Origin of the sequence: Pseudomonas sp. DE0010 (assembly GCF_007680745.1) — a bacterium.
Lineage (GTDB): Bacteria > Pseudomonadota > Gammaproteobacteria > Pseudomonadales > Pseudomonadaceae > Aquipseudomonas > Aquipseudomonas parafulva_B.
On sequence record NZ_VEJQ01000006.1, the window covers coordinates 1 to 24553 of the forward strand.

General features: G+C 63.3%; 26 protein-coding genes. 3 read left to right on the forward strand and 23 right to left on the reverse strand.

Annotated features, from left to right (window positions below; translation table 11 throughout):
* Nucleotides 1-343: 343 nt before the first annotated feature.
* From FS767_RS06340 to ccmA, 10 genes are read right to left on the reverse strand one after another with little or no spacing between them, the layout of a single operon-like run.
* On the reverse strand, nt 344-766 hold the full coding sequence (locus FS767_RS06340) for a hypothetical protein (RefSeq protein ID WP_144964606.1): 423 nt from the start codon (nt 764-766) through the stop codon (nt 344-346).
* Between the two features lie 11 nt (nt 767-777).
* Nucleotides 778-1968, reverse strand: a complete 1191-nt coding sequence (ccmI, locus tag FS767_RS06345) for a c-type cytochrome biogenesis protein CcmI (protein WP_144964607.1) — start codon at nt 1966-1968, stop codon at nt 778-780.
* On the reverse strand, nt 1961-2437 hold the full coding sequence (locus tag FS767_RS06350) for a cytochrome c-type biogenesis protein (RefSeq protein ID WP_058606096.1): 477 nt from the start codon (nt 2435-2437) through the stop codon (nt 1961-1963). Before FS767_RS06350 ends, ccmI begins: the two co-directional genes overlap by 8 nt.
* Nucleotides 2434-2970, reverse strand: a complete 537-nt coding sequence (locus FS767_RS06355) for a DsbE family thiol:disulfide interchange protein (protein WP_023533963.1) — start codon at nt 2968-2970, stop codon at nt 2434-2436. The genes FS767_RS06350 and FS767_RS06355 overlap by 4 nt, the downstream gene beginning before the upstream one ends.
* Complete coding sequence (locus FS767_RS06360; RefSeq protein WP_178102718.1) at nt 2967-4940, reverse strand: heme lyase CcmF/NrfE family subunit; 1974 nt, start codon at nt 4938-4940, stop codon at nt 2967-2969. The genes FS767_RS06355 and FS767_RS06360 overlap by 4 nt, the downstream gene beginning before the upstream one ends.
* An 11-nt stretch (nt 4941-4951) precedes the next feature.
* Nucleotides 4952-5407 (reverse strand): cytochrome c maturation protein CcmE, encoded by a 456-nt coding sequence (gene ccmE / locus FS767_RS06365; protein ID WP_058606094.1) that lies wholly within the window; start codon nt 5405-5407, stop codon nt 4952-4954.
* Complete coding sequence (ccmD, locus tag FS767_RS06370; protein WP_023533952.1) at nt 5404-5580, reverse strand: heme exporter protein CcmD; 177 nt, start codon at nt 5578-5580, stop codon at nt 5404-5406. Before ccmD ends, ccmE begins: the two co-directional genes overlap by 4 nt.
* The gene (locus tag FS767_RS06375) at nt 5577-6344 is read right to left on the reverse strand and encodes a heme ABC transporter permease (RefSeq protein ID WP_144964609.1); all 768 of its coding nucleotides are present in this window, start codon (nt 6342-6344) and stop codon (nt 5577-5579) included. Before FS767_RS06375 ends, ccmD begins: the two co-directional genes overlap by 4 nt.
* 45 nt (nt 6345-6389) lie before the next feature.
* Nucleotides 6390-7058 (reverse strand): heme exporter protein CcmB, encoded by a 669-nt coding sequence (gene ccmB, locus FS767_RS06380; RefSeq protein ID WP_058606092.1) that lies wholly within the window; start codon nt 7056-7058, stop codon nt 6390-6392.
* The gene (ccmA, locus tag FS767_RS06385; RefSeq protein ID WP_144964610.1) at nt 7055-7687 is read right to left on the reverse strand and encodes a cytochrome c biogenesis heme-transporting ATPase CcmA; all 633 of its coding nucleotides are present in this window, start codon (nt 7685-7687) and stop codon (nt 7055-7057) included. Before ccmA ends, ccmB begins: the two co-directional genes overlap by 4 nt.
* A gap of 161 nt (nt 7688-7848) precedes the next feature.
* Between ccmA and FS767_RS06390 the strand changes: the two genes are divergently transcribed.
* The 3 genes from FS767_RS06390 (at nt 7849) to FS767_RS06400 (ending at nt 12510) form a co-directional block, all read left to right on the forward strand.
* Entirely contained in the window at nt 7849-9399 is a 1551-nt protein-coding gene (locus FS767_RS06390; RefSeq protein WP_144964611.1) for a flagellar hook-length control protein FliK, read from the forward strand.
* The gene (locus FS767_RS06395; RefSeq protein WP_144964612.1) at nt 9396-9728 is read left to right on the forward strand and encodes an EscU/YscU/HrcU family type III secretion system export apparatus switch protein; all 333 of its coding nucleotides are present in this window, start codon (nt 9396-9398) and stop codon (nt 9726-9728) included. The genes FS767_RS06390 and FS767_RS06395 overlap by 4 nt, the downstream gene beginning before the upstream one ends.
* Before the next feature lie 73 nt (nt 9729-9801).
* Nucleotides 9802-12510, forward strand: coding sequence for a dermonecrotic toxin domain-containing protein (locus tag FS767_RS06400; RefSeq protein WP_144964613.1), 2709 nt, complete (start codon nt 9802-9804; stop codon nt 12508-12510).
* Nucleotides 12511-12542: 32 nt separating this feature from the next.
* Here FS767_RS06400 and FS767_RS06405 read toward each other — a convergent pair whose 3' ends face one another.
* The 13 genes from FS767_RS06405 to flhF all read right to left on the reverse strand — a co-directional run bounded on the left by FS767_RS06405 (nt 12543) and on the right by flhF (nt 24552).
* On the reverse strand, nt 12543-12938 hold the full coding sequence (locus FS767_RS06405; RefSeq protein ID WP_023533917.1) for a DUF2802 domain-containing protein: 396 nt from the start codon (nt 12936-12938) through the stop codon (nt 12543-12545).
* A 1-nt stretch (nt 12939) separates the two neighbouring features.
* Complete coding sequence (locus FS767_RS06410; RefSeq protein WP_003254393.1) at nt 12940-13419, reverse strand: chemotaxis protein CheW; 480 nt, start codon at nt 13417-13419, stop codon at nt 12940-12942.
* Between the two features lie 4 nt (nt 13420-13423).
* A complete protein-coding gene (locus FS767_RS06415) occupies nt 13424-14356 on the reverse strand; it encodes a CheW domain-containing protein (RefSeq protein ID WP_144964614.1) in 933 nt (310 codons plus the stop codon).
* Nucleotides 14356-15144 (reverse strand): ParA family protein, encoded by a 789-nt coding sequence (locus FS767_RS06420; protein ID WP_023533944.1) that lies wholly within the window; start codon nt 15142-15144, stop codon nt 14356-14358. Before FS767_RS06420 ends, FS767_RS06415 begins: the two co-directional genes overlap by 1 nt.
* Before the next feature lie 136 nt (nt 15145-15280).
* Entirely contained in the window at nt 15281-16138 is an 858-nt protein-coding gene (gene motD, locus FS767_RS06425; RefSeq protein WP_144964615.1) for a flagellar motor protein MotD, read from the reverse strand.
* A gap of 3 nt (nt 16139-16141) precedes the next feature.
* Nucleotides 16142-16882: a flagellar motor protein gene (locus FS767_RS06430; protein WP_023533970.1), complete on the reverse strand. Its 741-nt coding sequence runs from the start codon at nt 16880-16882 to the stop codon at nt 16142-16144.
* Nucleotides 16882-18000, reverse strand: coding sequence for a chemotaxis response regulator protein-glutamate methylesterase (locus tag FS767_RS06435; protein ID WP_144964616.1), 1119 nt, complete (start codon nt 17998-18000; stop codon nt 16882-16884). The genes FS767_RS06430 and FS767_RS06435 overlap by 1 nt, the downstream gene beginning before the upstream one ends.
* 47 nt (nt 18001-18047) lie before the next feature.
* Entirely contained in the window at nt 18048-20276 is a 2229-nt protein-coding gene (locus tag FS767_RS06440; protein ID WP_144964617.1) for a chemotaxis protein CheA, read from the reverse strand.
* A gap of 12 nt (nt 20277-20288) precedes the next feature.
* On the reverse strand, nt 20289-21077 hold the full coding sequence (locus FS767_RS06445; protein ID WP_144964618.1) for a protein phosphatase CheZ: 789 nt from the start codon (nt 21075-21077) through the stop codon (nt 20289-20291).
* A 20-nt stretch (nt 21078-21097) separates the two neighbouring features.
* A complete protein-coding gene (locus FS767_RS06450; protein ID WP_167339335.1) occupies nt 21098-21472 on the reverse strand; it encodes a chemotaxis response regulator CheY in 375 nt (124 codons plus the stop codon).
* Nucleotides 21473-21577: 105 nt separating this feature from the next.
* The gene (gene fliA, locus FS767_RS06455; RefSeq protein ID WP_023533945.1) at nt 21578-22318 is read right to left on the reverse strand and encodes an RNA polymerase sigma factor FliA; all 741 of its coding nucleotides are present in this window, start codon (nt 22316-22318) and stop codon (nt 21578-21580) included.
* Nucleotides 22315-23148: a flagellar synthesis regulator FleN gene (gene fleN / locus FS767_RS06460; protein ID WP_023533996.1), complete on the reverse strand. Its 834-nt coding sequence runs from the start codon at nt 23146-23148 to the stop codon at nt 22315-22317. The genes fliA and fleN overlap by 4 nt, the downstream gene beginning before the upstream one ends.
* Before the next feature lie 93 nt (nt 23149-23241).
* Complete coding sequence (gene flhF, locus FS767_RS06465; protein WP_058606081.1) at nt 23242-24552, reverse strand: flagellar biosynthesis protein FlhF; 1311 nt, start codon at nt 24550-24552, stop codon at nt 23242-23244.
* Nucleotide 24553 lies beyond the last annotated feature (1 nt).

Below are 24553 nucleotides of genomic sequence, written 5' to 3' on the forward strand. Positions count from 1 at the left end.
CTCCCTCCGCAAGCCCTGCGCTCGGCCTCCTGAAGTCGCGATCTGCGGCGCCTGAACTACCGCGCGCTTAGAAGCAAGATCAAGATCAAGATCAAGATCAAGATCAAGATTGACGGCCTCGATGGCACTTAGGCTCTTTTGTATGAAGTGTCTTAAGTACTAAGGATTCATCTTGCTCTTTGCGGTGCAACTGCCTTGCACAACATTACAGGGCTACCCCATTTCGTGTAGGAGCGGTCTTGTACCGCGATGGGCCGCGCAGCGGCCCCGGTTTTTTGGCTGTACCACTTACACAACTAACGCCGTTGTGCGGCCCATCGCGGCCGGTGCGGTGCCAAAAAATCTACTGCCCAAACGCCCGCCCCAGCCCCCCTGGAACACCGCTGCTATCGGTCTGCTGCCAAGGCCCATCCGGGCTCACCGACCAGCTCCAGCCGTTGTCGAACCGGTAATACGTCCGCTGGCGGTAGAACGTGTTGGGTTTTTTGTCCAGCACATACACGCCCAACTTGGGGTCCCAGTGGCTCGCCCCGCCCGGCGGCGGGGCAAAGCTTGCCGAGGTGCGCGGCACTGGTTTGGCTGGGGGTGCAGGCTTGCTCGCAGGCCCTGCAGGCTGCCCACCCGGCAGCGGCTTGACCACCGGCCCCTTGGGCGGCAGCCGTTCGATCGGCGGTTCGGGCTCAGGCTGCGAAGAAGGCCCATGCACCGTACAGGCCGACAAACCCAGCGCCAGGGTGATCAGGGTAAGGCGTACCGTCGCGTGCATAGGAAACTCTCTTACGAATCAGGGCTGTCGATGATCAGGCGCTGCTGGGCCTGGGTCGTGTTGGGCAAAGGCGCGCTCTGGCCAACCCACTCGCCGCGGGTCGGCTGCCCGTCCTTGGAAACGCGCGCAACCAGTTGGACTTCGGCGAAATCGGACAGTTTCATCTGCGCCATCATCGCATCTGCATCTGAAAGCTCGACCTCGATAGGCAACTGCGCCACCGTCACCCGCTTGGCGGCAAGTGGCATGGGCGGGCCGCTGCTGGCGCGGGCAAAAATGAAGACGGTGTCCTGTGCCTTGACCTTGTCCCGCAAAGCCGGCGCCAATTCCACCCGCACCTTCAAACGCACCGCAGCAGGTGCCGGCACCTGAGCTGACTGAGTGCCCAACCGCTCAGCTGCACGGTCAATGCCACCCTGCAATGCAGCGCGCGACGCATCCCCTTCCGGCAACTGGGCCAACAGGCGCTTCCAGTACTCGATAGCCTCCTGGTAGCGCTCACCTTCAAATGCCGCAATGCCACGCAGCCCCAAGCTGGTGACCTCATTGGGATCGGCTTTCAGCGCCTCGTCAGTCAATGCCTGCAGTTGCCCACTCCAGCGCTTGTCGGCCGCGAAATACAGGGCCTGGGCCCACTGGCCCAGCAACTCGGGCTGGCGACCGGCCAGGGCTACTGCGCGCTCGAACGTGCGGGCCGCCTCGGCAGGGCGTTGTTCGGCCATGTAGGCACGGCCCAGGAAGTACACCGCCTCGGCCGACTCAGGTTGTGCCTGAACCACTCGCTCCAGGCGTGCCGTCATTTCTTCCATCGACTTAGGCGCCTGGGCAAATTCCTGGGTAAGGGCCACTTTGTCCGCCGCACCGAAGTGCAGGTACAGCCCCAACGCCAGCAGCGGCACCAGAACCGCTGCCAGCAACGGCAAGGCCTTGCCCAATTGACGCTGCCTGGCGGGTTCGGCGCCCTCGGTGTCGGCCAGCAACTCACGGGCGGCTTCGTCACGGCCTTGGCTCAATTGCAGGTCATCGAGCACACCCGCTGCTTGCTGCGCGGCCAGCGCGGCGATGCGTTCCTGATAGAGCGCCACGTTGAGCGCCGTGCGGTCTTGCTCCTGCTGGTGGCGACGGCCACGCAGGGTCGGGATCAGCAGAAAGCTGAGGGCCGCGAGCAGCAACAAGCCCGCGCTAAGCCAGAATTCAGTCATGGGTGCGTTCTTTTTCCAGCAGGTTGGCCAGCCGTGCGCGCTCCTCGGCTGACAATTCATCAGTGCCTTGCACGGCCGCCAGGCGACGACGCCGCACAATCACCGCCAATACGGCGAACCCGCCGACCAGCAGAATGCCCGGGCCAAACCAGAGCAACCAGGTACGGCCGCTCAGCGCAGGCTTATAGCGCACGAAATCACCGTAACGGTCGACCATGAAGTCGACGATCTGCTGGTTGCTCTTGCCCTCACCCAGCATGCGGAATATTTCCCGGCGCAGGTCAGCCGCAATGGGTGCATTGGAGTCGGCGATATCCTGGTTCTGACACTTTGGGCAGCGCAATTCCTTGGTCAGTTGCTGATAGCGCTCACGCTCGGCCTGGTCACGAAACTGATAGGTATCGATGGCGGCCTTGGCCACCCCACCGACGCACAGGCTCAAGGTCAGGGCTGCGAACCAGCGCTTCATGGCGTCGCCTCGTCGAGCAGCGCCTGGTAGCGTGGCGCCAACTGCTCGCGCCAGACACTGGCGTCGACCACGCCCACATGCTTGTAGCGAATCACCCCATCGCCATCGATCAGGAACGTCTCCGGCGCACCGTAGACACCCAGGTCCAGCCCCAGGCTGCCCTGCTCGTCACTGATGTCCAGCAGGTAGGGGTTGTGGAACTCGGTCAGCCACTTCTGCGCTGCGGCGTTGTCGTCCTTGTAGTTCACCCCATAGATGACCACACCCTGGGAAGCCAGCTGGTTGAGATAAGGATGCTCGACCTTGCACGACGCACACCAGGTGGCCCAGACGTTGACCAGCGCAGGCCGGCCCTGCAAGTCTGCCTGGGTAAGCGTACGGTCGCCTTGGGTGGAAGCCAGCGAAAAGACCGGGAACGGTTTGCCGATCATGGCCGAGGGCAATTCATCAGGCTTGAGAAACAAACCTTTGTACAGGAACACCGCCACCAGCAGGAACACCGCCAGGGGCACGACCATCAACCAACGTTTCATGCAACTGCTCCAGACACACCCAGGGCCTCACGCACCCGGGACTTGACCTTGACGCGGTAGCGCCGGTCGAGGGCCGCCAGCAACCCGCCCAGGCCAGTCAACAGACCGCCCAGCCAGATCCAGCGTACAAAGGGCTTGATGTGCACACGCACCGCCCAGGCACCGTTTTCCAGAGGCTCCCCGAGGGCCACGTACAGGTCGCGGGTAAACCCTGCGTCGATCCCGGCCTCGGTCATCATCGACTGCTGCACGGTGTACAGGCGCTTCTCCGGGTGCAGGGTGGCCACAAGGCGACCCTCGCGGCTGACCACCACCGTGCCCTTGTCGGAAATGAAGTTGGGCCCCTCGAAGTGCTTGGCGCCCTGGAACAGGAAATGATATCCCCCCAGCTCCACGCTTTCGCCCGGGGCCATGCGCAGATCACGCTCGGCGCTATTGTTGCTCGACAGCACCACCCCAAGGGCACACACCGCAAGCCCAAGGTGAGCGAGCTGCATGCCCCAATAGCTGCGCCCAAGACCGAGCAGCCCCCTGAGCAGCCCCTTGTGGCGCGTCTTGTCGAGCACATCGCGCAACCCCCCGAGCACTATCCAGGCGGCCAGGGCGAACGTGGCCAGCACCTGCCAGTCGAAATCGTCGACGATCAGGCCCGCCACCGGCGCCAGCACGGCGCTGCCGACCAGGACCGGCGTCATCATGCCCAGTAGCCACTTGCCAGGCGTATCTTTCCACCGCACCACCACCCCTACTCCCAGCACCAGCATCAGCAGTGCCATAAGCGGCAGGAACAGGGCATCGAAATAGGGCGGGCCTACCGAGAGCTTGGCGCCGGTCAGGGCATCGAGCACCAGCGGGTACAAGGTGCCCAGCAAAATCATCGATGCCGCGACCACCAACACCAGATTGTTCGCCAGCAGCAGGGTTTCGCGCGACCACAGGGCAAACCCCACCTGGCTCTTGACCACCGGCGCACGCAGGGCGAACAGGGTCAGTGAGCCGCCGACCACGAACAGCAGGAAGAACAGGATGAAAATGCCGCGCGACGGGTCGGCGGCAAAGGCATGCACGGAGGTGAGAACCCCGGACCGCACCAGGAACGTCCCCAGCAGGCTCAGTGAGAACGCAGCGATGGCCAACAGGACGGTCCAGCTCTTGAACACCCCGCGCTTTTCCGTCACCGCCAGGGAATGGATCAGCGCCGTCCCTACCAGCCAGGGCATGAACGATGCGTTTTCCACCGGGTCCCAGAACCACCAGCCACCCCAGCCCAGTTCGTAATACGCCCACCAGGAACCCAGGGTGATACCCACGCCCAGGAAAGCCCAGGCCACCAGGGTCCAGGGCCGCGACCAGCGGGCCCAGGCGGCATCCAGACGCCCGCCGAGCAGGGCGGCGATGGCGAAGGCGAAGGCGACCGAAAAACCGACGTAGCCCATGTACAGCATTGGCGGATGCACGATCAGGCCAATGTCCTGCAGCAGCGGGTTGAGGTCCCGGCCGTCGACAGGCACCTGCGGCAGCAGGCGCTGGAACGGGTTGGAGGTGATGATCAAAAAACTCAGAAAGCCCACGCTGATCATGCCCATGACCGCCAGCACGCGGGCGAGCATCACCTGGGGCAATTGCCGCGAGAACACCGACACGGCGAAGGTCCAGCCCCCCAGAATCAGCGCCCAGAGCAGCAGGGAGCCTTCATGCGCCCCCCAGACCGCGCTGAACTTGTAGTACCACGGGAGCGCGCTGTTCGAGTTGCTGGCCACGTAGGCAACCGAAAAGTTGTCGGTCATGAAGGCATGGGTCAGGCACGCGAACGCGAACGTCAGAAAGGCGAACTGCCCCCAGGCTGCGGGCCGCGCCAGGCTCATCCACAAGCTGTCACCACGCCACGCCCCGAGCAGCGGCAGGCTGGCCTGCACGGCCGCGAAGCAGATGGCCAGAATCATCGACAGTTGGCCGAGTTCGGGTATCACCAAGGCTGCGTTCATGGCCGCGCCCCCGTCTGGGTTGCCGCCTGGCCGCTTTCTTTCAGCGCCTTGCTGACTTCAGGGGGCATGTACTTTTCGTCATGCTTGGCCAGCACTTCGTCGGCCACCACCACGCCGTCGCCGTTGAGCTTGCCCAAGGCCACGATGCCCTGCCCCTCACGGAACAGGTCCGGCAGGATGCCGCGGTAAGTGATGGGTACGGACTTGTTGAAATCGGTGACCACGAAGCGCACGTCAAGCGAGTCGGAGGAGCGTTGCACCGAGCCCTGTTCGACCATGCCGCCGGCGCGGATGCGCGTATCCAGCGGTGCCTCGCCATTGGCTATCTGGGTGGGGGTATAGAACAGGTTGATGTTCTGTTGCAAGGCAGTGAGGGCAAAGCCCACGGCAACCCCGACGCCGACCAGCAGACCGACGATGAGCAACAGGCGTTTCTTGCGCTGCGGATTCACTGCGTTTTCTCCCGGCGCAAGCGGCGCGCCTCTTCTTGCAGGTAGCGGCGCCGGGCCAACACCGGCACGGCGACGTTGAGCGCCAGCACTGCGGCACAGATGCCGTAGGCCGACCACACATAAAGGCCGTGGTGACCCATGGCGATGAAATCACCGAAACTGGCGAAACTCATGGCACGACCCTCCCAGTCAGGCTGCTCGATACCTCTTCCTTCACCCAACTGGCGCGTGCCTCGCGCTTGAGCACCTCAAGGCGCATGCGCATCAAGAGCACCGCGCCAAAGAAGCAGTAGAAGCCCAGCGCCGTGCACAACAACGGCAACCACATATCGGCGGGCATCGCAGGCTTTTCGGTCAGGGTAAAGGTGGCGCCCTGGTGCAGCGTGTTCCACCACTGGACCGAATACTTGATGATGGGAATGTTCACCACGCCAACGATGGCCAGCACGGCGCAGGCTTTTGCCGAGCTGTCACGATTACTGATTGCCTGGCCAAGCGCAATGATGCCGAAGTACAGGAACAACAGGATGAGCATCGAGGTGAGGCGCGCATCCCACACCCACCAACTGCCCCAGGTTGGCTTACCCCAGATGGCCCCGGTCACCAGCGCCACGGCGGTCATCCAGGCGCCGATGGGGGCAGCGCATTGCAGGGCGACATCGGCCAGCTTCATCTTCCACACCAGCCCCACCACACCGGCCACCGCCAGCAGAACGTAGCAGGACTGGGCCAGCATCGCGGCCGGGACATGGATGTAGATGATGCGAAAGCTGTTGCCCTGCTGGTAGTCCTGGGGCGCGAAGACCAGCCCCCAGACCACGCCGACCACCAACAAGAGCCCGGCAGCGATGGACAGCCACGGCAACATGCGCCCGCTAATGGCATAGAACCATTTTGGAGAGCCCAGCTTGTGAAACCACGTCCAGCTCATTTTCATCAGGGTGCATCCAGGGTATTGGCCAGGCTTCAAAGCCCAGGCTCGTTATTCGCCGACGCTGATTTTCAGGCCGGCGGCGATCGCAAAGGGTGCCAGGGTCACGGCCAGGGCCGTCAGGCTGGCGAGCCAGAGCAGGTGGCCGGTGGCGGGCATATTCTGCAACGCCGCCTGCAATGCACCACTGCCCAGGATCAATACAGGGATATACAACGGCAGAATCAGCAACGCCAGCAACAAACCGCCGCGCTTGAGGCCGACCGTTAGCGCAGCGCCCACCGCGCCCAGCAGGCTCAACACCGGCGTGCCCAGCAGCAGCGAGCCCAGCAGCACTGGCAGACAGTGCCCTGGCAGGCCGAGCATCAGCGCCAGCAACGGTGCCAGCAACACCAGCGCAAGCCCGGAGAACAGCCAATGCGCCAGCACTTTGGCCAACACCATCAGTGCCAGCGGATGCGGCGAGAGCACCCACTGCTCCAGCGAACCGTCTTCGAAATCGCTGCGAAACAGCCCGTCCAGGGACAACAGCACCGCCAGCAGTGCAGCCACCCACACAAGCCCCGGGGACAGGTTCTGCAGCATCTGGGTCTGCGCCCCGACGGCCAAGGGGAACAAGGCCACCACGATGGCGAAGAACACCAGCGGGTTGGCAAGCTCCGCAGGCCGGCGAAACAGCAACCGCGCTTCGCGTCGCAACAACAAGGTAAAGACGCTCATGCTGCCCACTGCCCCAGGTTGAGTTCTCGGTAGCCCGCAGGCGTGTGGGACAGCGTGTGGTGGGTGGTCAGAACCACGGTGCCACCGTGCTCGCAATGGGCGGCCAGATGGGCCTCCAGGTCCGCGACGCCCTGTTTGTCCAGGGCAGTGAACGGCTCGTCCAGAATCCACAACGGTGCGGCTGCCAGATGCAGGCGCGCCAGGGCCACGCGGCGTTGCTGCCCGGCCGACAAGGTATGGCAAGGCACGTCCTCGAAACCGCGCAGCCCGACGGCAGCCAGGGCCTGCCAGATCTGTTCGCGGCTGGCTGGACGGTGCAGCGCGCACAGCCAGGTCAGGTTCTCTTCGGCGGTGAGCAGTTCCTTGATGCCCGCGGCATGGCCAATCCACACCAGGATGCTGGCCAACACATGCCGCTGTTCGTCCAACGGACGTCCACCGAGCAGGATCTGACCGGCGGTCGGCTGCATCAGGCCAGCCAGCAGGCGCAACAGGCTGGTCTTGCCGCTGCCGTTGGGGCCGCTGATCTGTAGCATGTCGCCTGGCCGCAGTTCGAAGGCAAGGTGCTCGAACAGCAGGCGCCAGTCGCGCTCGCAGGCCAGGCCCACGGCTTGAAGATGAAGAGTCACGGTTCTGCCTTATCGTTCTAGGGTTCGGATGACGCTAACCGAAGCCCTGCCACTCAAGTCGCCCGGTGCGCTGCCGTTATACTGGCAATCACGGGCGGGCGGCATTATTACATGCACAGCCAGGCTGCCAAGAGGCTGGGCTCCTAAGGTTGTATACAATCATGACTGAAATCAATAGTCTCGGCCCGCAAACCCTGAACGGCGCCCAGGCAATCAAGGCGGCGATGACCGGTCAACTGCTGCGCCTTAGCCAGGCCCAGCCCGGTTTGCTGGGCCCTGGCGAGACCGCGCAGGCTGAAGTGGTTGCCATGCGCCAGACCGGCCAGGAGTTTCAGCTGGTTTTGCGTCTGCTGCAAGCCAACGGCCTGCAGACCCAACTGCAAGCCAGCGCCAGCCAGCCTTTGCCCCAGGGCAGTCAGGTGACCGTGAGCCAGCCCGAAGCCGGCCGGCTGGCCATCTTGCTGCAGCAGGCGAGTACCAGCCAGGTTTCAACCCTGACGCGCCTGGACACCGCCCGGGTACCGGTCGGCAGTCTGTTGCAGGGTAAAGTGTTGACCAACCAGGTGCTTCCCGAAACCCCTGGCCAGCCTGCCAGCTACCGGGCGCTGGTGAGCCTTCTGAATACCGCCCAGGCAGGTGCCGTGCTGGCCGTGGACAGCCCCAGGCCGTTGGCGGTCGGCAGCCTGCTCAGTGCACGCGTGCAGGGTGACCAGTCCTTGCAGTTCGTCCCCTTGGCCGGCAGGCAGGACCAACTGGGTATCGCCCAGCATCTGGGCAGCCAGCAAAATCGCCAGGCCTCGCTCCCGAGCCTGTTGGCCGGCCTGCAACAGTTGGCGCGCGACCCGGCGGCTGACAGCCCGCTGCGCACGACGATTGAGCGCCTGCTTGGCGCGCTGCCGACGGCCCAGCAACTGGGTGATGGCAAAGCCGTTGCGCAGGCGCTGCTCAACAGCGGCACCTTTCTGGAGGCAAAACTGATGACCGGGACCACTGCGGGGCTGGGCGCCGACCTCAAGGCCAACATGCTTCAACTCATTACCCAGATCAGCACCAACGCTGCCCTTGGGCCACCGCCGGCCAGCCTGGCAGCGACCTTGCCGGCGCTGGTCCGAAACGCGCTGGGTACGCTCGAACGGGTAAGCCCCAAGCCCCAGCCGGGCGCGTTCCCGCTACCCTCGAGACTGTTGCAGGCCTTGGAAGACGAAGGTGATCTGGAGCAATTGCTTCGCTTGGCTGCAGCTGCCGTTTCGCGCCTGCAGAGCCACGCCATGAGCAGCCTGCAGCAAAGCGGCACACTGGAAAACGGCAACCTGCAAACCACCTGGCAGACCGAAGTGCCCATTCGCCACGGGCAGGAATTCGTGCCCTTGCAGGTCAAGCTTCAGCGCGAAGAAACCCCTCAACAGCAGGCCGACCGCGAGCACCAGACCCCTGAGGCGTTGCAACCGTTGTGGCGCATCGAGCTGGCTTTCGACCTGGCGCCGCTCGGCCCGCTGCAGGTCCAGGCCCAATTGACTCAGGGCCGTCTCAACGGCCAGATGTGGGCCGAGCGCGAACCGACCGCTCGCCTAATCGAGCAGCAGCTTGACGCACTGCGCGCACGGCTGCTGGCGCGCGGCCTCGAGGTCGATGAGCTGCACTGCTACCCCGGCGCACCTGTGCAGGGCCCCCGTACACGGGTCGAACAACGCTGGGTGGACGAAAACGCATGAGTACCCCTACCCCCCGCCAGGCCGTAGCACTGAGCTACGATGGACAACAGGCGCCCACACTCAGCGCCAAGGGCGACGATGAACTGGCCGAGGCCATCCTGGCCCTGGCGCGCGAACATGAAGTGCCCATCTACGAAAACCCGGAGCTGGTGCGCCTGCTGGCACGCCTTGAGCTGGGCGAGCAGATTCCCGAGGCGTTGTACCTGACCATCGCCGAAATCATCGCGTTCGCCTGGCAGTTACGCGGCAAAGTGCCACCGGGCTTCGACGATGCTCCGGCCCAACCACGCGACGTTACGCCCAGGCACTTGCGCCTGCCCGAAGGGTAGTAATCGGCTAAGGCCTCATGCGACGACAGGGCCGACACTGTATCGGCTCCTTTTACTGCATGAGTCGATGACCATGGCTGATACACGTGTCAATTCGGTTGGCCTGCGCTACGTGCGCGGCCACCTGCAACACATCCCCCGCCCCGACCGCCAGGCCGCCAGCGACATACGCGATTGGGCACGCCGCCAGGGCCATGACTTGGACCCCGATCAAACGGATGTGGTCGTACTGCACTACAGAGGCGACCAGGCGGTGGTGGTGCAATGCATGTCCCTGACCGAAGCGGTCATGTCCAACTGGCAAGGGGAAAACAGCAAGAATCTGGTCGGCCAGCTTTTCCCTGGCGGCTGGGCCGGCCATCTTCCTGCCCACCCGCTAAGCATTGTCGAGCGCTTGCCCCACCTGGGGCCATGGGAGCAAGGTGCGGCCTATTCCGTGTTCAATGGGCTGTTCCGCCGCACCGAACCCAGGCGCTATGACATCACTACCCACCTGCCCCTAGACGTCGAGGCCATGCAGCAATACGTCTGGGACCTGGACTTCCATGCTCGTTTTGTCGCGATGCTCGACGAGTATTGGCACAAAGCCAGTGACAGCCACCGGCAATCGCTGCAAATCGGCTTCGTAGCGGCCTGCAACAAGCAAGTCCAGGAAGGTTCGCTCAGCGAGGCAGGCCGACAGATGCTCTGGGAAGCCGCAGGCCTGGCGCCCCGCGCTGACAGCCTGAGGATCAGAGTGCTGAATGTGTATGGCTACGCGGCCACCGACCTGATCGGCATTGCCGACCAGAAGCGGCGCAAGGTCCTGCTCTATCTGCCAGGCAATGTTTCGCCCTTCCATGAGTTCGGCAGCCTGGGCGCCATGAAGGACTGGTTCGGTGAACAGTGCCGCGATCCGGAAAAACGTCAGGCCCTGCGCCGCTACTTTCGGCTGGCCGACACGCCCGATGGGCTCGACTTCAGCGGTTTGGACACTGCGCTTGAAGGGTTGGGCGCATATCCTGCGACCCATTACCGATCGCCCAACCGACCGGGTTTCACAACCGACGGCCCCTGGCCGCCGAGGGAATACGTGTACTACAACACCAAAAAATACAGCCCGTTGATCGAAGGCGACCTGTTCACGGCGCTTACCGAGCGCCAACGCAAACGCAGCTATGCCGATGCCGACTTCATCATTACCAGTGACCAGGCCGTAACCAAGGCAAAATGGCGCGGCTATCTGGTTGCCTCGATCAATTTGCTGGCGCCCTTGGCAATCGTGGTCCCGGCAGTGGCACCCATGCTCGCCCTGGCAGGCGTGGCGCAGTTCGGGCTTGGCCTGGACCAGGCCATCCATGGCAAAACGCTGGAGGACAAGGCCGAGGGTGTTTCTAATACGGTGTATGGTTTGCTCAACGCCCTGCCTCTGGCTGCCGAAGCGGCGACACGCGCGACCAAGGTGTTCTCCCCACAGCGCGTGCGATTCTTCACGCCAACACGTTTGAACGATCAGCTGGGTTACCCACTGAGCCCGATCAATCCACCCCATTTTGCAGAACCCGAGATCGGTGCGTTCTTCGATAACGCCGTCGAGCCAATCCGGGGTGACGATAGCCCTGTAGCGCGTTCGGTCGTGCGCATACCGGTCAGGGAGGACGGGCCTGCGGAATTGCAGACCGAAGTGGGCGGCTACAACATGACGGTGCTCTACGACAGCGAGCACGACGCTTTCATCGCCGAACAGACCCTGAATGACCTCAACCCGGCCTACTACCAAGCTATGCCCGGGCGGCGCAGCTTGGCCCGGATCGATGTCACGACACGCCCAGTGACCGATCAGATGCGCTCGGCGACTTTAAAGGGGCTTGGTATCGATCTGCCGTTACCGATTGAAATGCCCCCCGTGGCCCAGGATGCCGTGCACCCAATTCCAAAAACCATCTCCAGCCTTTGGGTCGGCAACAAAGTCATAGCGCCTGAACTGGTGGATAACCTGGCGGCCAACGCCGAGCGCCTGAGCAACAGCCCGTTCACTTACCGCTTGTACCTGTCCAAGGCGGACCCCCAGGCATTCGAAGCCAACCGTCAGGTCCTCGGTCAGCGCGCGCCTAATCTGCAGGTGCTGCCATTGGAGGACCAACCGTTCTACACCCGTTTCAGCGAAAGCCCCTATTTCGAACAATATCAGGATGCCGTCAGCGCCCCCGGGGCCAATTTCTCCTCGGCATCGGACATTCTGCGCTACCCGATGCTGCACGCAGAGGGTGGGATCTACATGGATGTGGACGATGCGGTGCTTGCCCATCCCGAGGCGCCGGAGGATCCCGCGCGTGCAGCCATAGAGGCTGTAGACCTGGCCACGACCCCGGATGGTTTCATTCTGGGGGACCCGGCAAACAACGACACCCTTGGTATGCATTGCCACTACAACAGCAACATGATTGGCAGCCATCCAGGCAACCCCAACCTGCAAGCGATCAGCGAGGCCATGCATGCACGCTACCAGGCCAATGGGGACTTCTATCAGCATCGGCCGACGACCGACATGCCAGGTTTCAAGGCATACGCCAGACGCCTGAACCACCTCACAGGCCCAGGGGTGCTCAACGACGTGGTCGATCAACACCTCCCCAGGCTTCAGCGCTTGCGCCAGCTCAGCAATCTGCTGACCCTGCCGCAGAGCAAGCCATTGTTTTTGCTTGAAGGCAAAGAAGCGCAAATCAAGTCAGCCGTAGCACACGACCTGGCATTGAACCGTGTTGCCCGCGTGGGCAACTACCATTCCTGGGGCAAACCCTGAAATGCACAGGGCGACTTGCGTCGCCCTGATGTTCAGTCATTGCGGTGTAGCTTGCTCATCAGCTCGGCCTCGGCCTGGGTCAGGCCGCAGGTTTCGGTAAGCTCCGACACGCTGGCACCCATGCCGACCAGCCGTGCAGCCTGGGTGAAGGTGACGCTGCTAGGGTCACGCTGCTCAAGCCGTTCCAACCGGTCGGGCAGCGTGGCCACAGCACCGCGCAGCTCATGGATGGCGTCGCCCATGCGCACGGTGACGTTCTGGTAATCATCGAGCCGCTTGCCGAGGTCCTTGATACGCTGGTCGCGCAGGGCATCGCCAATGGCCTGCTGAGCAGCCAGCTCGCGCTGACGCTTGGTGTAGTTCAGGAAGAACCACAGGCTCAAGGCCCACAGCAGGGCCAGTAAGATGACGCCGACCTCGAAAATCAAGTCAGATGTTCTCCAGTTCCGACCACTCTTCCTCGGTCATCATCTTGTCCAGCTCGACCAGAATCAGCAGTTCGCCGTTCTTGTTGCACACGCCCTGGATGAACTTGGCCGATTCTTCGTTGCCCACGTTGGGCGCGGTTTCGATCTCGGACTGGCGCAGGTACACCACCTCGGCAACGCTATCGACCAGAATGCCGACCACTTGCTTGTCAGCCTCGATGATGACGATGCGGGTGTTGTCGGTGACTTCGGTTGGCATCAGCCCGAAGCGCTGGCGCGTGTCGATCACGGTCACCACGTTGCCGCGCAGGTTGATGATACCCAGCACATAGCTGGGCGCACCCGGCACCGGGGCGATTTCCGTGTAGCGCAGCACTTCCTGCACCTGCATCACATTGATGCCGTAGGACTCGTTGTCCAGACGGAAGGTAACCCACTGCAGGATCGGATCTTCAGAACCTTGTGCGGACGACTTTTTCATTCCCCTACCCCTTGAAATCCGCCTTTGGCGGTGTGTTCGGTGTGATGTGCGGTTTGGCGTGCAGCTGCTTGACGGCGCCGCTGGCGATCAACTCGGCCAGCTCCGCCACGTCCAGCAGTGCACACATGTGTTCAATGACCGTGCCGGCCAGCCACGGCCGCTGGCCCCGCTGGCTGCGCCACTTGATCTCGGACGGGTCCAGGCGCAGCGAGCGGCTGACCTGATGCACGGCCAGCCCCCATTCATAGCCCTGGACAGAAATGACGTATTGCAGGCCCTGCCGGAAATCGTCGCGATAGCGGTCGGGCATGACCCAGCGCGCGGTGTCGAGCACCTTGAGGTTGCCAGCCTGGCACGTGAGGATGCCCAGGAACCACTCGGGCTGCCCGAACAGCGGCGTCAGCTCGCGATCGGCCAAGGTATAGATCGAGCCCAGGCACACCAGCGGTACGGCCAGGGTCAAGCCGGCCACATCGAACAGCAGGCACTCGAACGGCTCGGCAGCCCAGGCCGGACGCCCATCGACGGTGGCCGGCGGTACGGGTACGTCCGGTGCGGGCAGGTGGACGTCCACTAGAGGCATTGCCGGCGCTACGGTCGGCGTATCGATCAGGACCGGGATGCTGGCCTCTGCCACCACTGCCTGTTCTACTACCGCCACCACCGGCGGCTGCACCGGTATCACGCTAGGCAATACCGCAAGCCTGGGCTCGGCGAACGGCCGTTCAGGTGTGGCAGGTGCCGGTTTTGCCTGGGTGGCTTGGTCTGGCTCGCGCCCATCGCGGGCCTGCTCCTGGCGCACCGCCTGGGCGAAGTCATCTGCCGTGTCTGACGCTGGCAGCGCCTCCAGGGGCTCGGTGGCTTCCTGGAGCAGGCCGTCGAGATACGACTGCAGCGCCAACTGAGGCTTGCTGCTCACTTGCCGTGTTTGTGTCATCAGGCCACCTGCGCCGCGGGCTTGTAGGTCAACAAGTGCTTGAGCAGCGCCCGATAGGCCACCAGCCCTCGGCTCTTGTTGTCGAATTGCGACGGCGTGACGCCCTGGCGGCTCGCATCGCGCAGCCGCGTGTCCACAGGAATATAGCCCTGCCATACCTGTTCGCCGTAGGCATCGCGCAGCAACTTGAGCGTTCCCAGGGAGGCCTGGGTACGCCGGTCGAACAACGTCGGCACAATCTGGTACGGCAGCGCCTGGCGCCGGGAGCGGTTGATCATGGCCAGGGTGCCGACCATGCGCTCAAGCCCCTTGACAGCCAAAAACTCTGTTTGAACCGGGATGACCAGTTGCTGGCTGGCCGCCAGCGCATTGACCATCAACACCCCCAGCAAAGGGGGGCTGTCGATCAGTGCGAAGTCGAAGTCCTGCCACAGCTGCGCCAGACTCTTGGCGATGACCAGCCCCAAGCCGTTCTGGCCAGGCGATTGACGCTCCAGCACGGCAAGGGCGGTGCTGGAGGGAAGCAGTGAAATGCGCTCGTCACTGGTGGGCAACAGCAACTGCCCCGGCAGCCCATCCGGAACGCTGCCCTTGTGCAGGAACAGGTCGTAGCAGCTGTGTTCCAGCGCATCGGGGTTATGCCCGAAATAGCTGGTCATCGACCCATGTGGATCAAGATCGACGACGATCACGCGCTTGCCGGCGTCGGCCAGCAGGCCAGCCAGGGCGATGGTGGTGGTGGTCTTGCCGACGCCACCTTTTTGATTGGCTACTGCCCAGACTCTCATCAGGCAAACTCTATCCGTGGGTGAGGCAGCGAGCATGGTGTGCCCGCTGCCTTGCTGGAAAATGAAAGGCTTGGATGGCTGTCGGTCAAGCGCCGCGCGTGGACATCCGCCAATGGGGCGACAGAGAATTGACGAGTCACTGCCCTGCCACCGCTGCTGAGCTTGCCGGTGCACTTTGTGTGCCAGCCCGGCGCAGTGCAGCATCGGGCGTGGCATTGGCAGCACCGGTGCTGGTCAAGCTGCGGCGCACCTCGAGGTTGCGGGATATCACCAGCACCACGCGCCGGTTGCGGGCCCGCCCTTCAGGGGTATCGTTGCCCGTCACAGGCTGATACTCGCCATAGCCCACCGATGCCATGCGCCCGGGGTTCACGCCGCCCATGGCCAACAGCCGGACGATACTGGCGGCGCGGGCCGAGGATAGCTCCCAGTTGGTCGGGTACTGCGCGGTACGGATAGGCTGGTTATCAGTGAAGCCTTCGACGTGCACCGGGTTGGCGAACGGCTTGAGTATGGCCGCCACCTTGTCGATGATGGCAAACGCATTGTCACTGGGCATGGCATCGCCACTGCCGAACAGCAACGAGGAATTGAGCTCGATCTCGATCCACAGCTCGTTACCCCGAATCGTCATCTGATCACCCTTGATAAGGTCGCCAAAAGCGTCGCGCACCTCATTGGCGATGGTCTTGAGCGGGTCGTTGCTGGCGGTCGACACGCCAGCGTCAGGCTGCTCGCTGTCCTTGACCAAGGGCTGGGCAGGTCGCACGGTCAACGGGCGCTCATCCCCGATGGGAATGGGCCTCATGCTGCGCTCAGGGTCATTGAACACCCCCAGCAGTGCTTGGGACACCACCTTGTACTTGCCCTCGTTGACCGAGGAAATCGAATACATCACCACGAAAAAGGCGAACAGCAAGGTGATGAAGTCCGCGTAGGACACAAGCCAGCGCTCGTGGTTTTCCGGCTCCTCGGCATGACGGCGACGACGCATGGGCTACTCCATGAAGCCTTGCAGCTTCAGCTCGATCGAGCGCGGGTTCTCGCCTTCGGCAATGGACAAGAGGCCTTCGAGGAGCATTTCCCGGTAGCGCGACTGGCGCAGTACCAGCGCCTTGAGCTTGTTGGCAATGGGCAACAGGATCAGGTTGGCACTGGCAACGCCGTAGATGGTCGCCACGAACGCAACGGCAATGCCGTTGCCCAGCTGCGCCGGGTCGGCCAGGTTGCCCATGACGTGGATCAGGCCCATCACCGCGCCGATGATCCCGATGGTCGGCGCGTAGCCGCCCATGCTCTCGAAGACTTTGGCGGCCTGCAGGTCACGGCTTTCCTGGGTCAGGAAATCCACTTCGAGGATACTGCGAATGGCTTCGGGCTCGGCACCGTCGACCAGCAACTGCAAGCCCTTGCGCGCGTAGGGATCGGGCTCGCCATCGGCCACCCCTTCCAGTCCGAGCAGGCCTTCCTTGCGCGCCGTCAGGCTCCAGTTCACGACCCGATCGACCCCACCCGGCAGATCGACCCGCGGTGGAAACAGGATCCAGCGCAGGATCTGCAAGGCGCGCTTGAACGATGAGAGCGGCGATTGCAGCAAGGCGGCCGCCAGGGTACCGCCCAATACGATCAGCGCTGCCGGCCCGTTGATCAGGGCGCCCACGTGGCCGCCTTCGAGGAAATTGCCGCCCACGATAGCGACAAAAGCCAGGATCAGGCCGATCAGGCTGAGCACGTCCATCAGACGCACGCCTCCACCAGGTGCCGGCCAATATCGTCCAGGCTGTACACCGCATCGGCCAGGTTGGCCTTGACGATCGCCATGGGCATGCCATAGATCACGCAGCTGGCTTCATCCTGTGCCCACACCGTGCTGCCCGCCTGCTTGAGCAGGCGCGCCCCTTCCCGGCCGTCCGCGCCCATGCCGGTCAGCACCACGGACAGGACCTTGTCGCCATAGGACTTGGCTGCCGAGCCGAAGGTGATATCCACGCAGGGCTTGTAGTTGAGCCGCTCGTCACCGGGCAGGATCTTCACGGTGCCACGGCCATCGATCATCATCTGCTTGCCGCCGGGCGCCAACAGCGCAAGCCCGGGACGCAGGATGTCGCCATCTTCGGCTTCCTTGACACTGATGCGGCACAGCTTGTCCAGGCGTTCTGCAAAGGCTTTGGTGAAGGCTGCCGGCATGTGCTGGATGAGCACGATCGGCGCCGGGAAATTGCCTGGCAATTGCGTCAGCACCCGCTGCAAGGCCACCGGCCCCCCAGTCGAGGTGCCGATGGCCACCAGCTTGTACGGCTTGCGCTTGGGCGCTGGTGAATGCGCAGCGGCTGGCCTGACGGGCGCGGCGGCGCTTCGCACCGGGGCCGGCCCTGCAGCGCTCGTGGCCGTTGAGGGTGCCGGCGCGTGGGCCGCAGCGGGCGCGGGCGCCGGGCGGGCGTAACTGGTCATGCGGCGGTTGCTACGCGACAAGGTATGCACCTTCTCGCACAGCATCTGCTTGACCTTCTCGGGGTTGCGCGAAATGTCTTCGAAATTCTTCGGCAGGTAGTCCACCGCCCCGGCATCGAGCGCATCGAGCGTGACCCGGGCACCTTCATGGGTGAGCGACGAGAACATCAGCACAGGCGTCGGGCACCGTTGCATGATGTGCCGCACCGCCGTGATGCCATCCATCATGGGCATCTCGTAGTCCATGGTGATCACATCGGGCTTGAGCGCAAGCGCCTGGTCGATCGCTTCCTTGCCGTTGGTTGCAGTGCCCACTACCTGGATCGTCGAGTCCCCCGAGAGGATTTCCGAGACGCGGCGGCGGAAGAAACCGGAATCATCCACCACCAGGACCTTGACTGCCATAAACACTCCGTTAGGTGGCGCCCCCGGCCAGGGGGACGCCACCGAGATCAAATACGCCGCGCGGCGTAACGCTTGAGCATGCTCGGGACGTCGAGAATCAGCGCAATGCGACCGTCGCCGGTGATGGTGGCCCCGGACATGCCCGGGGTGCCTTGCAACATCTTGCCCAGTGGCTTGATTACCACTTCTTCCTGGCCCACCAGTTGATCGACGACAAAGCCGATGCGCTGGGTGCCGACCGACAGGATCACCACGTGACCTTCGTGCTGTTCTTCATGCACCTGGCCCTGGACCAGCCAGCGCTTGAGGTAGAACAGCGGTAACGCCTTGTCCCGTACGATCACCACTTCCTGACCATCGACCACGTTGGTGCGCGACAAGTCCAGGTGGAAGATCTCGTTGACGTTGACCAGCGGGAAGGCGAATGCCTGGTTGCCCAGCATCACCATCAAGGTCGGCATGATCGCCAGGGTCAGCGGGACCTTGATGACGATCTTCGAGCCCTGCCCCTTGGCCGAGTAGATGTTGATCGAGCCGTTGAGCTGGGAAATCTTGGTCTTGACCACGTCCATGCCCACGCCCCGCCCAGAGACGTCGGAAATCTCGGTCTTGGTAGAAAAGCCTGGGGCGAAGATCAGGTTGTAGCAGTCCGACTCGCTCAGACGGTCGGCGGCGTCCTTGTCCATCAGGCCCTTTTCCACGGCCTTGGCACGCAGCACGTTCGGGTCCATGCCTTTGCCGTCGTCGGAAATCGACAGCAGGATATGGTCACCCTCCTGCTCGGCAGACAATACGACGCGCCCTGTGCGCGCCTTGCCCGCGGCCTCGCGCTCATCGGGCATTTCCACCCCATGGTCCACGGCATTGCGCACCAAGTGCACCAGCGGGTCGGCCAGCGCCTCGACCAGGTTCTTGTCCAGGTCGGTTTCTTCGCCCACCAGTTCAAGGTTGATCTCTTTCTTCAACTGCCGCGCCAGGTCACGCACCAGGCGCGGGAAGCGGCCGAACACTTTCTTGATCGGCTGCATGCGCGTCTTCATCACCGCCGTCTGCAAGTCGGCGGTGACCACATCGAGGTTCGACACGGCCTTGGACATGGCTTCATCGCCGCTGTTCAGGCCCAGGCGGACCAGACGGTTACGCACCAGCACCAGTTCGCCGACCATGTTCATGATCTCGTCCAGGCGCGCGGTGTCGACCCTGACGGTCGTTTCCGCTTCGCTGACCGCGTGCTTGTCGGCGCTCGCCGCCGGCGCCCGTGGGGCAGCAGCAGGCTTGGGCGCTGCAGCAGGTGCCGCAGCGCCAGCAGGACGGCTGACTGCCGGCGCTTCGACCTTGGCTGGGGCTGCGGCCTGAACACTGGCAGGTGCTTCGACGCCAGCCACGTCGCCATTGAACTTGCCCTTGCCATGCAGCTGGTCCAGCAACGCCTCGAACTCGTGTTCGCTGATGTCGTCGCCCGTGGTGGCAGGCGCTGGCTCGACAGGCGTCGCAGCCTTGGCTGCGGGCAAGGCATCAGCCTGGAACGTGCCTTTGCCATGCAACTGGTCCAGCAGCGACTCGAACTCGGCGTCGGTGATTTCGTCACTGACCGGCTCGGCCGCGGCAGCCACCGGTTGGGCGGTCACTTCGGCACTGAACTGGCCTTTGCCATGCAACTGGTCGAGCAACGACTCGAATTCGGCATCGGTGATGTCGTCACCCTGGCCGCTGACGGGCTCGGCAGGCATCTGCTCGGCCGCTGCGGCTTGGGCCTTTACCGCGTCGAGCGAATCGAGCAGCTGCTCGAATTCGCTGTCAGTGATGTCCGCCTCGGTCGCTTGCGGTGCCTGCTGCACAGGCGCGGGCTCAACCGGCACGGGCGCCGCCGGGGCCGCGTCGGCGCTGCCAGGCTCTGCCAGACGCGCCAGGGCTGCCAGCAGTTCTGGCGTGGCCGGTGTCACTTCGCTGCGCTCACGCACTTGGGCAAACATGCCATTGACGGCATCCAGTGCTTCGAGCACCACGTCCATCAGCTCTGCATCGACCCGGCGCTCACCTTTGCGCAGCACGTCGAACACGTTCTCGGCGATATGGCAGCACTCCACCAGCTCATTGAGCTGGAGGAAGCCGGCGCCCCCTTTTACAGTGTGGAAACCGCGAAAAATCGCATTGAGCAAGTCGGCATCGTCAGGGCGGCTTTCAAGCTCGACCAGCTGCTCGGACAATTGCTCAAGTATTTCACCGGCTTCTACCAGGAAATCCTGAAGGATTTCTTCATCGGCGCCGAAGCTCATCAAAGGTGCTCCTTAAAAACCCAGGCTGGATAGCAGATCATCGACATCGTCCTGACCGGACACGACGTCTTCACGCTTATCGGCATGAATCTGCGGACCTTCACCCCGAGTCGGATGTTTTTCTCGATCTTTTTCTGCGCGCAATTGATCCTGGTCATGCTGGATGCCCGCAAAGCGGTCGACCTGGCTGGCCATCATCACCAGTTTCAGCAGGTTGCTTTCCACCTCGGTCACCAACGCCGTGACGCGCTTGATTACCTGCCCGGTCAGGTCCTGGTAATCCTGGGCCAGCAGGATGTCGTTGAGATGGCCGGCCACCTTGCGGTTACCCTCAGCGCTGTGTGCCAGGAAACCGTCGACGCGCTTGGCCAGGTCACGAAACTCCGTGGCATTCACTTCGCGGCGCATGAAGCGCTGCCAATCGGCACTCAGCGCTTTGGCCTCGCTGGCCAGGTCGTTGAGCACAGGCGTGCTTTGCTCGACCAGGTCCATGGTGCGGTTTGCCGCCCCTTCGGTGAGCTTGACCACATAGGACAGGCGTTCGGTGGCGTCGGTAATCTGCGACACCTCCTCAGCCTGGGGTATGGTCGGGTCGATCTGAAAACTGACGATGGCGCTGTGCAGTTCGCGGGTCAGCTTGCCCACTTCCTGGTACAGCCCTCGATCGCGGGTCTGGTTCAACTCGTGAATGAGTTGCACCGCCTCGCCGAACCGTCCGCGCTCCAGGCTTTCGACCAACTCCTGGGCATGCTTCTTGAGGGTCGATTCGAACTCGCCCAATGACGTGTGTGATGAACTCATGGCGCGCCCCCTGACGTGACTCAGCCGTTGACGCGTTCGAAGATCTTCTCGATCTTTTCTTTGAGCACCTGGGCGGTGAACGGCTTGACCACATAGCCATTCACGCCTGCCTGGGCGGCCTCGATGATCTGGTCGCGCTTGGCTTCAGCGGTCACCATCAACACCGGCAAGGTCTTGAGCTTGTCGCTGGCGCGGACTTTGCGCAGCAGGTCGATACCGGACATGCCTGGCATGTTCCAGTCGGTTACCAGGAAATCGTAATGGCCACTTTCGAGCATCGGCAGCGCCGTCGTGCCGTCATCGGCTTCGTCGGTGTTGGCGAAGCCCAGGTCACGCAGCAGATTCTTGATGATGCGCCGCATCGTCGAAAAGTCGTCGACGATGAGGATTTTCATGTTCTTGTCCAATTAGACCTCCAAGCAGTCTCAAACGCGCTCGGCCCCGAGCGCGCACTCAATCGATTCGGTACAACGTGGAAAACGGCAACGACGACGGCGGGCTCAACGGGCCCGCCATTCCCCCAGGCGGCTGCGCAGGCGCGCGGCGCATTGGCTGTGCAACTGGCTGACCCGCGACTCGCTGACCCCCAAGACCTCACCGATCTCCTTGAGGTTCAGTTCCTCGTCGTAGTACAGCGCCAGCACCAGGCGCTCGCGCTCCGGCAGGTTGGCGATGGCCTCGGTCAACGCGACCTGGAACCGCTCTTCCTCCAACCCACGGGCAGGTTCGGCCTGGCCGCTGACGCCATCCTCATGCAAGCCTTCGTGCTCGCCGTCCTGCAACAGGTCGTCGAAGCTGAACAGGCGGCTGCCCAGTGTGTCGTTGAGAATCCCGTAATAATCATCGAGGCTCAACTTGAGTTCGGCAGCAACTTCATGATCTTTAGCGTCGCGGCCAGTTTTGGCTTCGACCGCACGCATGGCATCGCTGACCATGCGGGTGTTGCGGTGCACCGAGCGCGGCGCCCAATCGCCTTTGCGCACCTCGTCGAGCATGGCCCCGCGAATGCGGATGCCGGCATAGGTCTCGAAACTGGCGCCCTTGCTGGCGTCATACTTGTTGGCGACCTCGAGCAGACCGATCATGCCCGCCTGGATCAGGTCCTCGACCTGCACGTTGGCCGGCAGTCGCGCCAACAGGTGGTAGGCGATGCGCTTGACCAGCGGCGCATAACGCTCGATCAGCTCATACTGCGCGTCTTTCGAGGCGCGGCTGTACATCTTGAAGCCGCTGGCGCTCATGACATCGAACCTGCACTGGTCGGCTGCACCAGGCGTTCGACGAAGAACTCCAGATGGCCACGGGGGTTGGCGGGCAGCGGCCAGCTGTCGACCTTCTGCGCGATGGCCTTGAAGGCCAGGGCGCATTTGGAGCGCGGGAACGCTTCGTACACGGCGCGTTGCTTCTGGACCGCCTTGCGCACGCACTCGTCGTAAGGCACGGCGCCCACATACTGAAGCGCCACATCCAGGAAGCGGTCGGTGACCTTGGTCAGCTTGGCGAACAGGTTACGCCCCTCCTGAGGGCTCTGGGCCATATTGGCCAGCACCCGGAAGCGGTTCATGCCGTAATCACGGTTAAGCAGCTTGATCAGCGCATAGGCGTCGGTGATCGAAGTCGGCTCATCGCAGACCACCAGCAGCACTTCCTGGGCCGCGCGCACGAAGCTGACCACCGAATCGCCGATGCCGGCAGCGGTATCGATCACCAACACGTCGAGGTTGTCGCCGACTTCGCTGAACGCCTGGATCAAGCCCGCATGCTGGGCAGGCGCCAGGTGCACCATGCTCTGGGTGCCCGAAGCGGCCGGGACGATGCGCACACCGCCTGGGCCCTGCAGCATCACATCGCGCAGTTCGCAACGCCCTTCGATGACATCGGCCAGCGTGCGCTTGGGCGCAAGGCCCAGCAACACATCGACATTGGCCAGCCCCAGGTCGGCGTCGAGCAGCATGACCCTGCGGCCCAGCTCGGCCAGCGCAAGAGACAGGTTCACTGAAACATTTGTCTTGCCGACGCCACCTTTGCCACCGGTCACGGCGATTACCTGTACGGGATGCATGCTACCCATGTCTGTTCTTTACCTTGTCTCGCTGGGACTCAGGCCACACGAAGGGCAATGCTGCGTATCCCTCGGCATAGCTACCTTGCACACATTTCATTTTCAACCCGCTCGCCGTGGGTTGTGGTAGAGATCAGCGAACATGTCGGCCATGGCCTCCTCGCTGGGCTCGTCCTGCTGCTGCACATTGACCGCGCGGGTGACCAGCTGGTGCCCACGGGGCAGGTGCAGATCGTCCGGGATACGCGGCCCATCGGTAAGGTAGGCCACGGGCAGTCGGAAACTGATGGCAAGGCTCAGGACATCGCCCAGGCTTGCCGACTCGTCGAGTTTGGTCAGGATGCAGCCGGCCAGCCCGCAGCGCTTGTAGCTGTGGTAGGCCGCGGTCAGCACCTGCTTCTGGCTGGTGGTGGCCAGGACCAGGTAATTCTTCGCCGCGATGCCGCGACCGGCCAGGGTATCGAGCTGCATGCGCAAGGCCGGGTCGCTGGCTTGCAGGCCCGCCGTATCGATCAGCACCACGCGCTTGCGCAGCAGAGGCTCGAGCGCCGCCGCCAACGACTGGCCGGGATCGACATAAGTCACCGGCACATTCAGGATTCGGCCCAGGGTCTTGAGCTGCTCCTGTGCCCCGATACGGAAACTGTCCATGCTCACCAGCGCCAGGTTATGGGCGCCGTACTTGAGCACATAGCGCGCCGCGAGCTTGGCCAGGGTGGTGGTCTTGCCCATGCCGGCCGGGCCGACGACGGCAATCACACCGCCGTCCTCGATCGGTTCCACGTCGGGCGTACGGATCATGCGCGCCAGGTGCGCCAGCAGCATACGCCAGGCGTGGCGAGGCTCTTCGATGTCCTTGGTCAGCTCGAGCAATTCACGGGCGATGGGGCCAGACAGGCCAATGCGCTGCAGCCGGCGCCACAACGTGGCCTGCTGCGGCTTGCTACCTTGCAACTGGGTCCAGGCCAGCGACCCCAGTTGCACTTCCAGCAGCTCGCGCAAGCCGGACAGCTCAGAGCGCATGGCATCGAACAGGCGCGGGTCCACCGAGGCCTGGCTGCTTGCGGTGGTGGCCGGCTGCGGGGCGTCAACGTGCGGCTCGACCAAAGGCTCGGCCGCCGTGAGCGACTGACCGGCGAACAGTTGGCGATTGCTGTCGCTGCTGTCCGGGCGCTGTTCGAGCTCGGCCTTGGCCGTGGCGATGCGCGTGTGGGTCTTGCGCAGCTCTTCTTCGAGTTCGACGTTCGGTACCCGAGGCGCCAGGGCGGACAGCTTGTAGTCCAGCGCGGCGGTCAGTTCAACGCCGCCTGCGATACGGCGATTGCCGATGATGGCCGCATCAGCGCCCAGCTCATCGCGGACCAGCTTCATGGCCTGACGCATATCAGCGGCGAAGAATCGCTTAACTTGCATT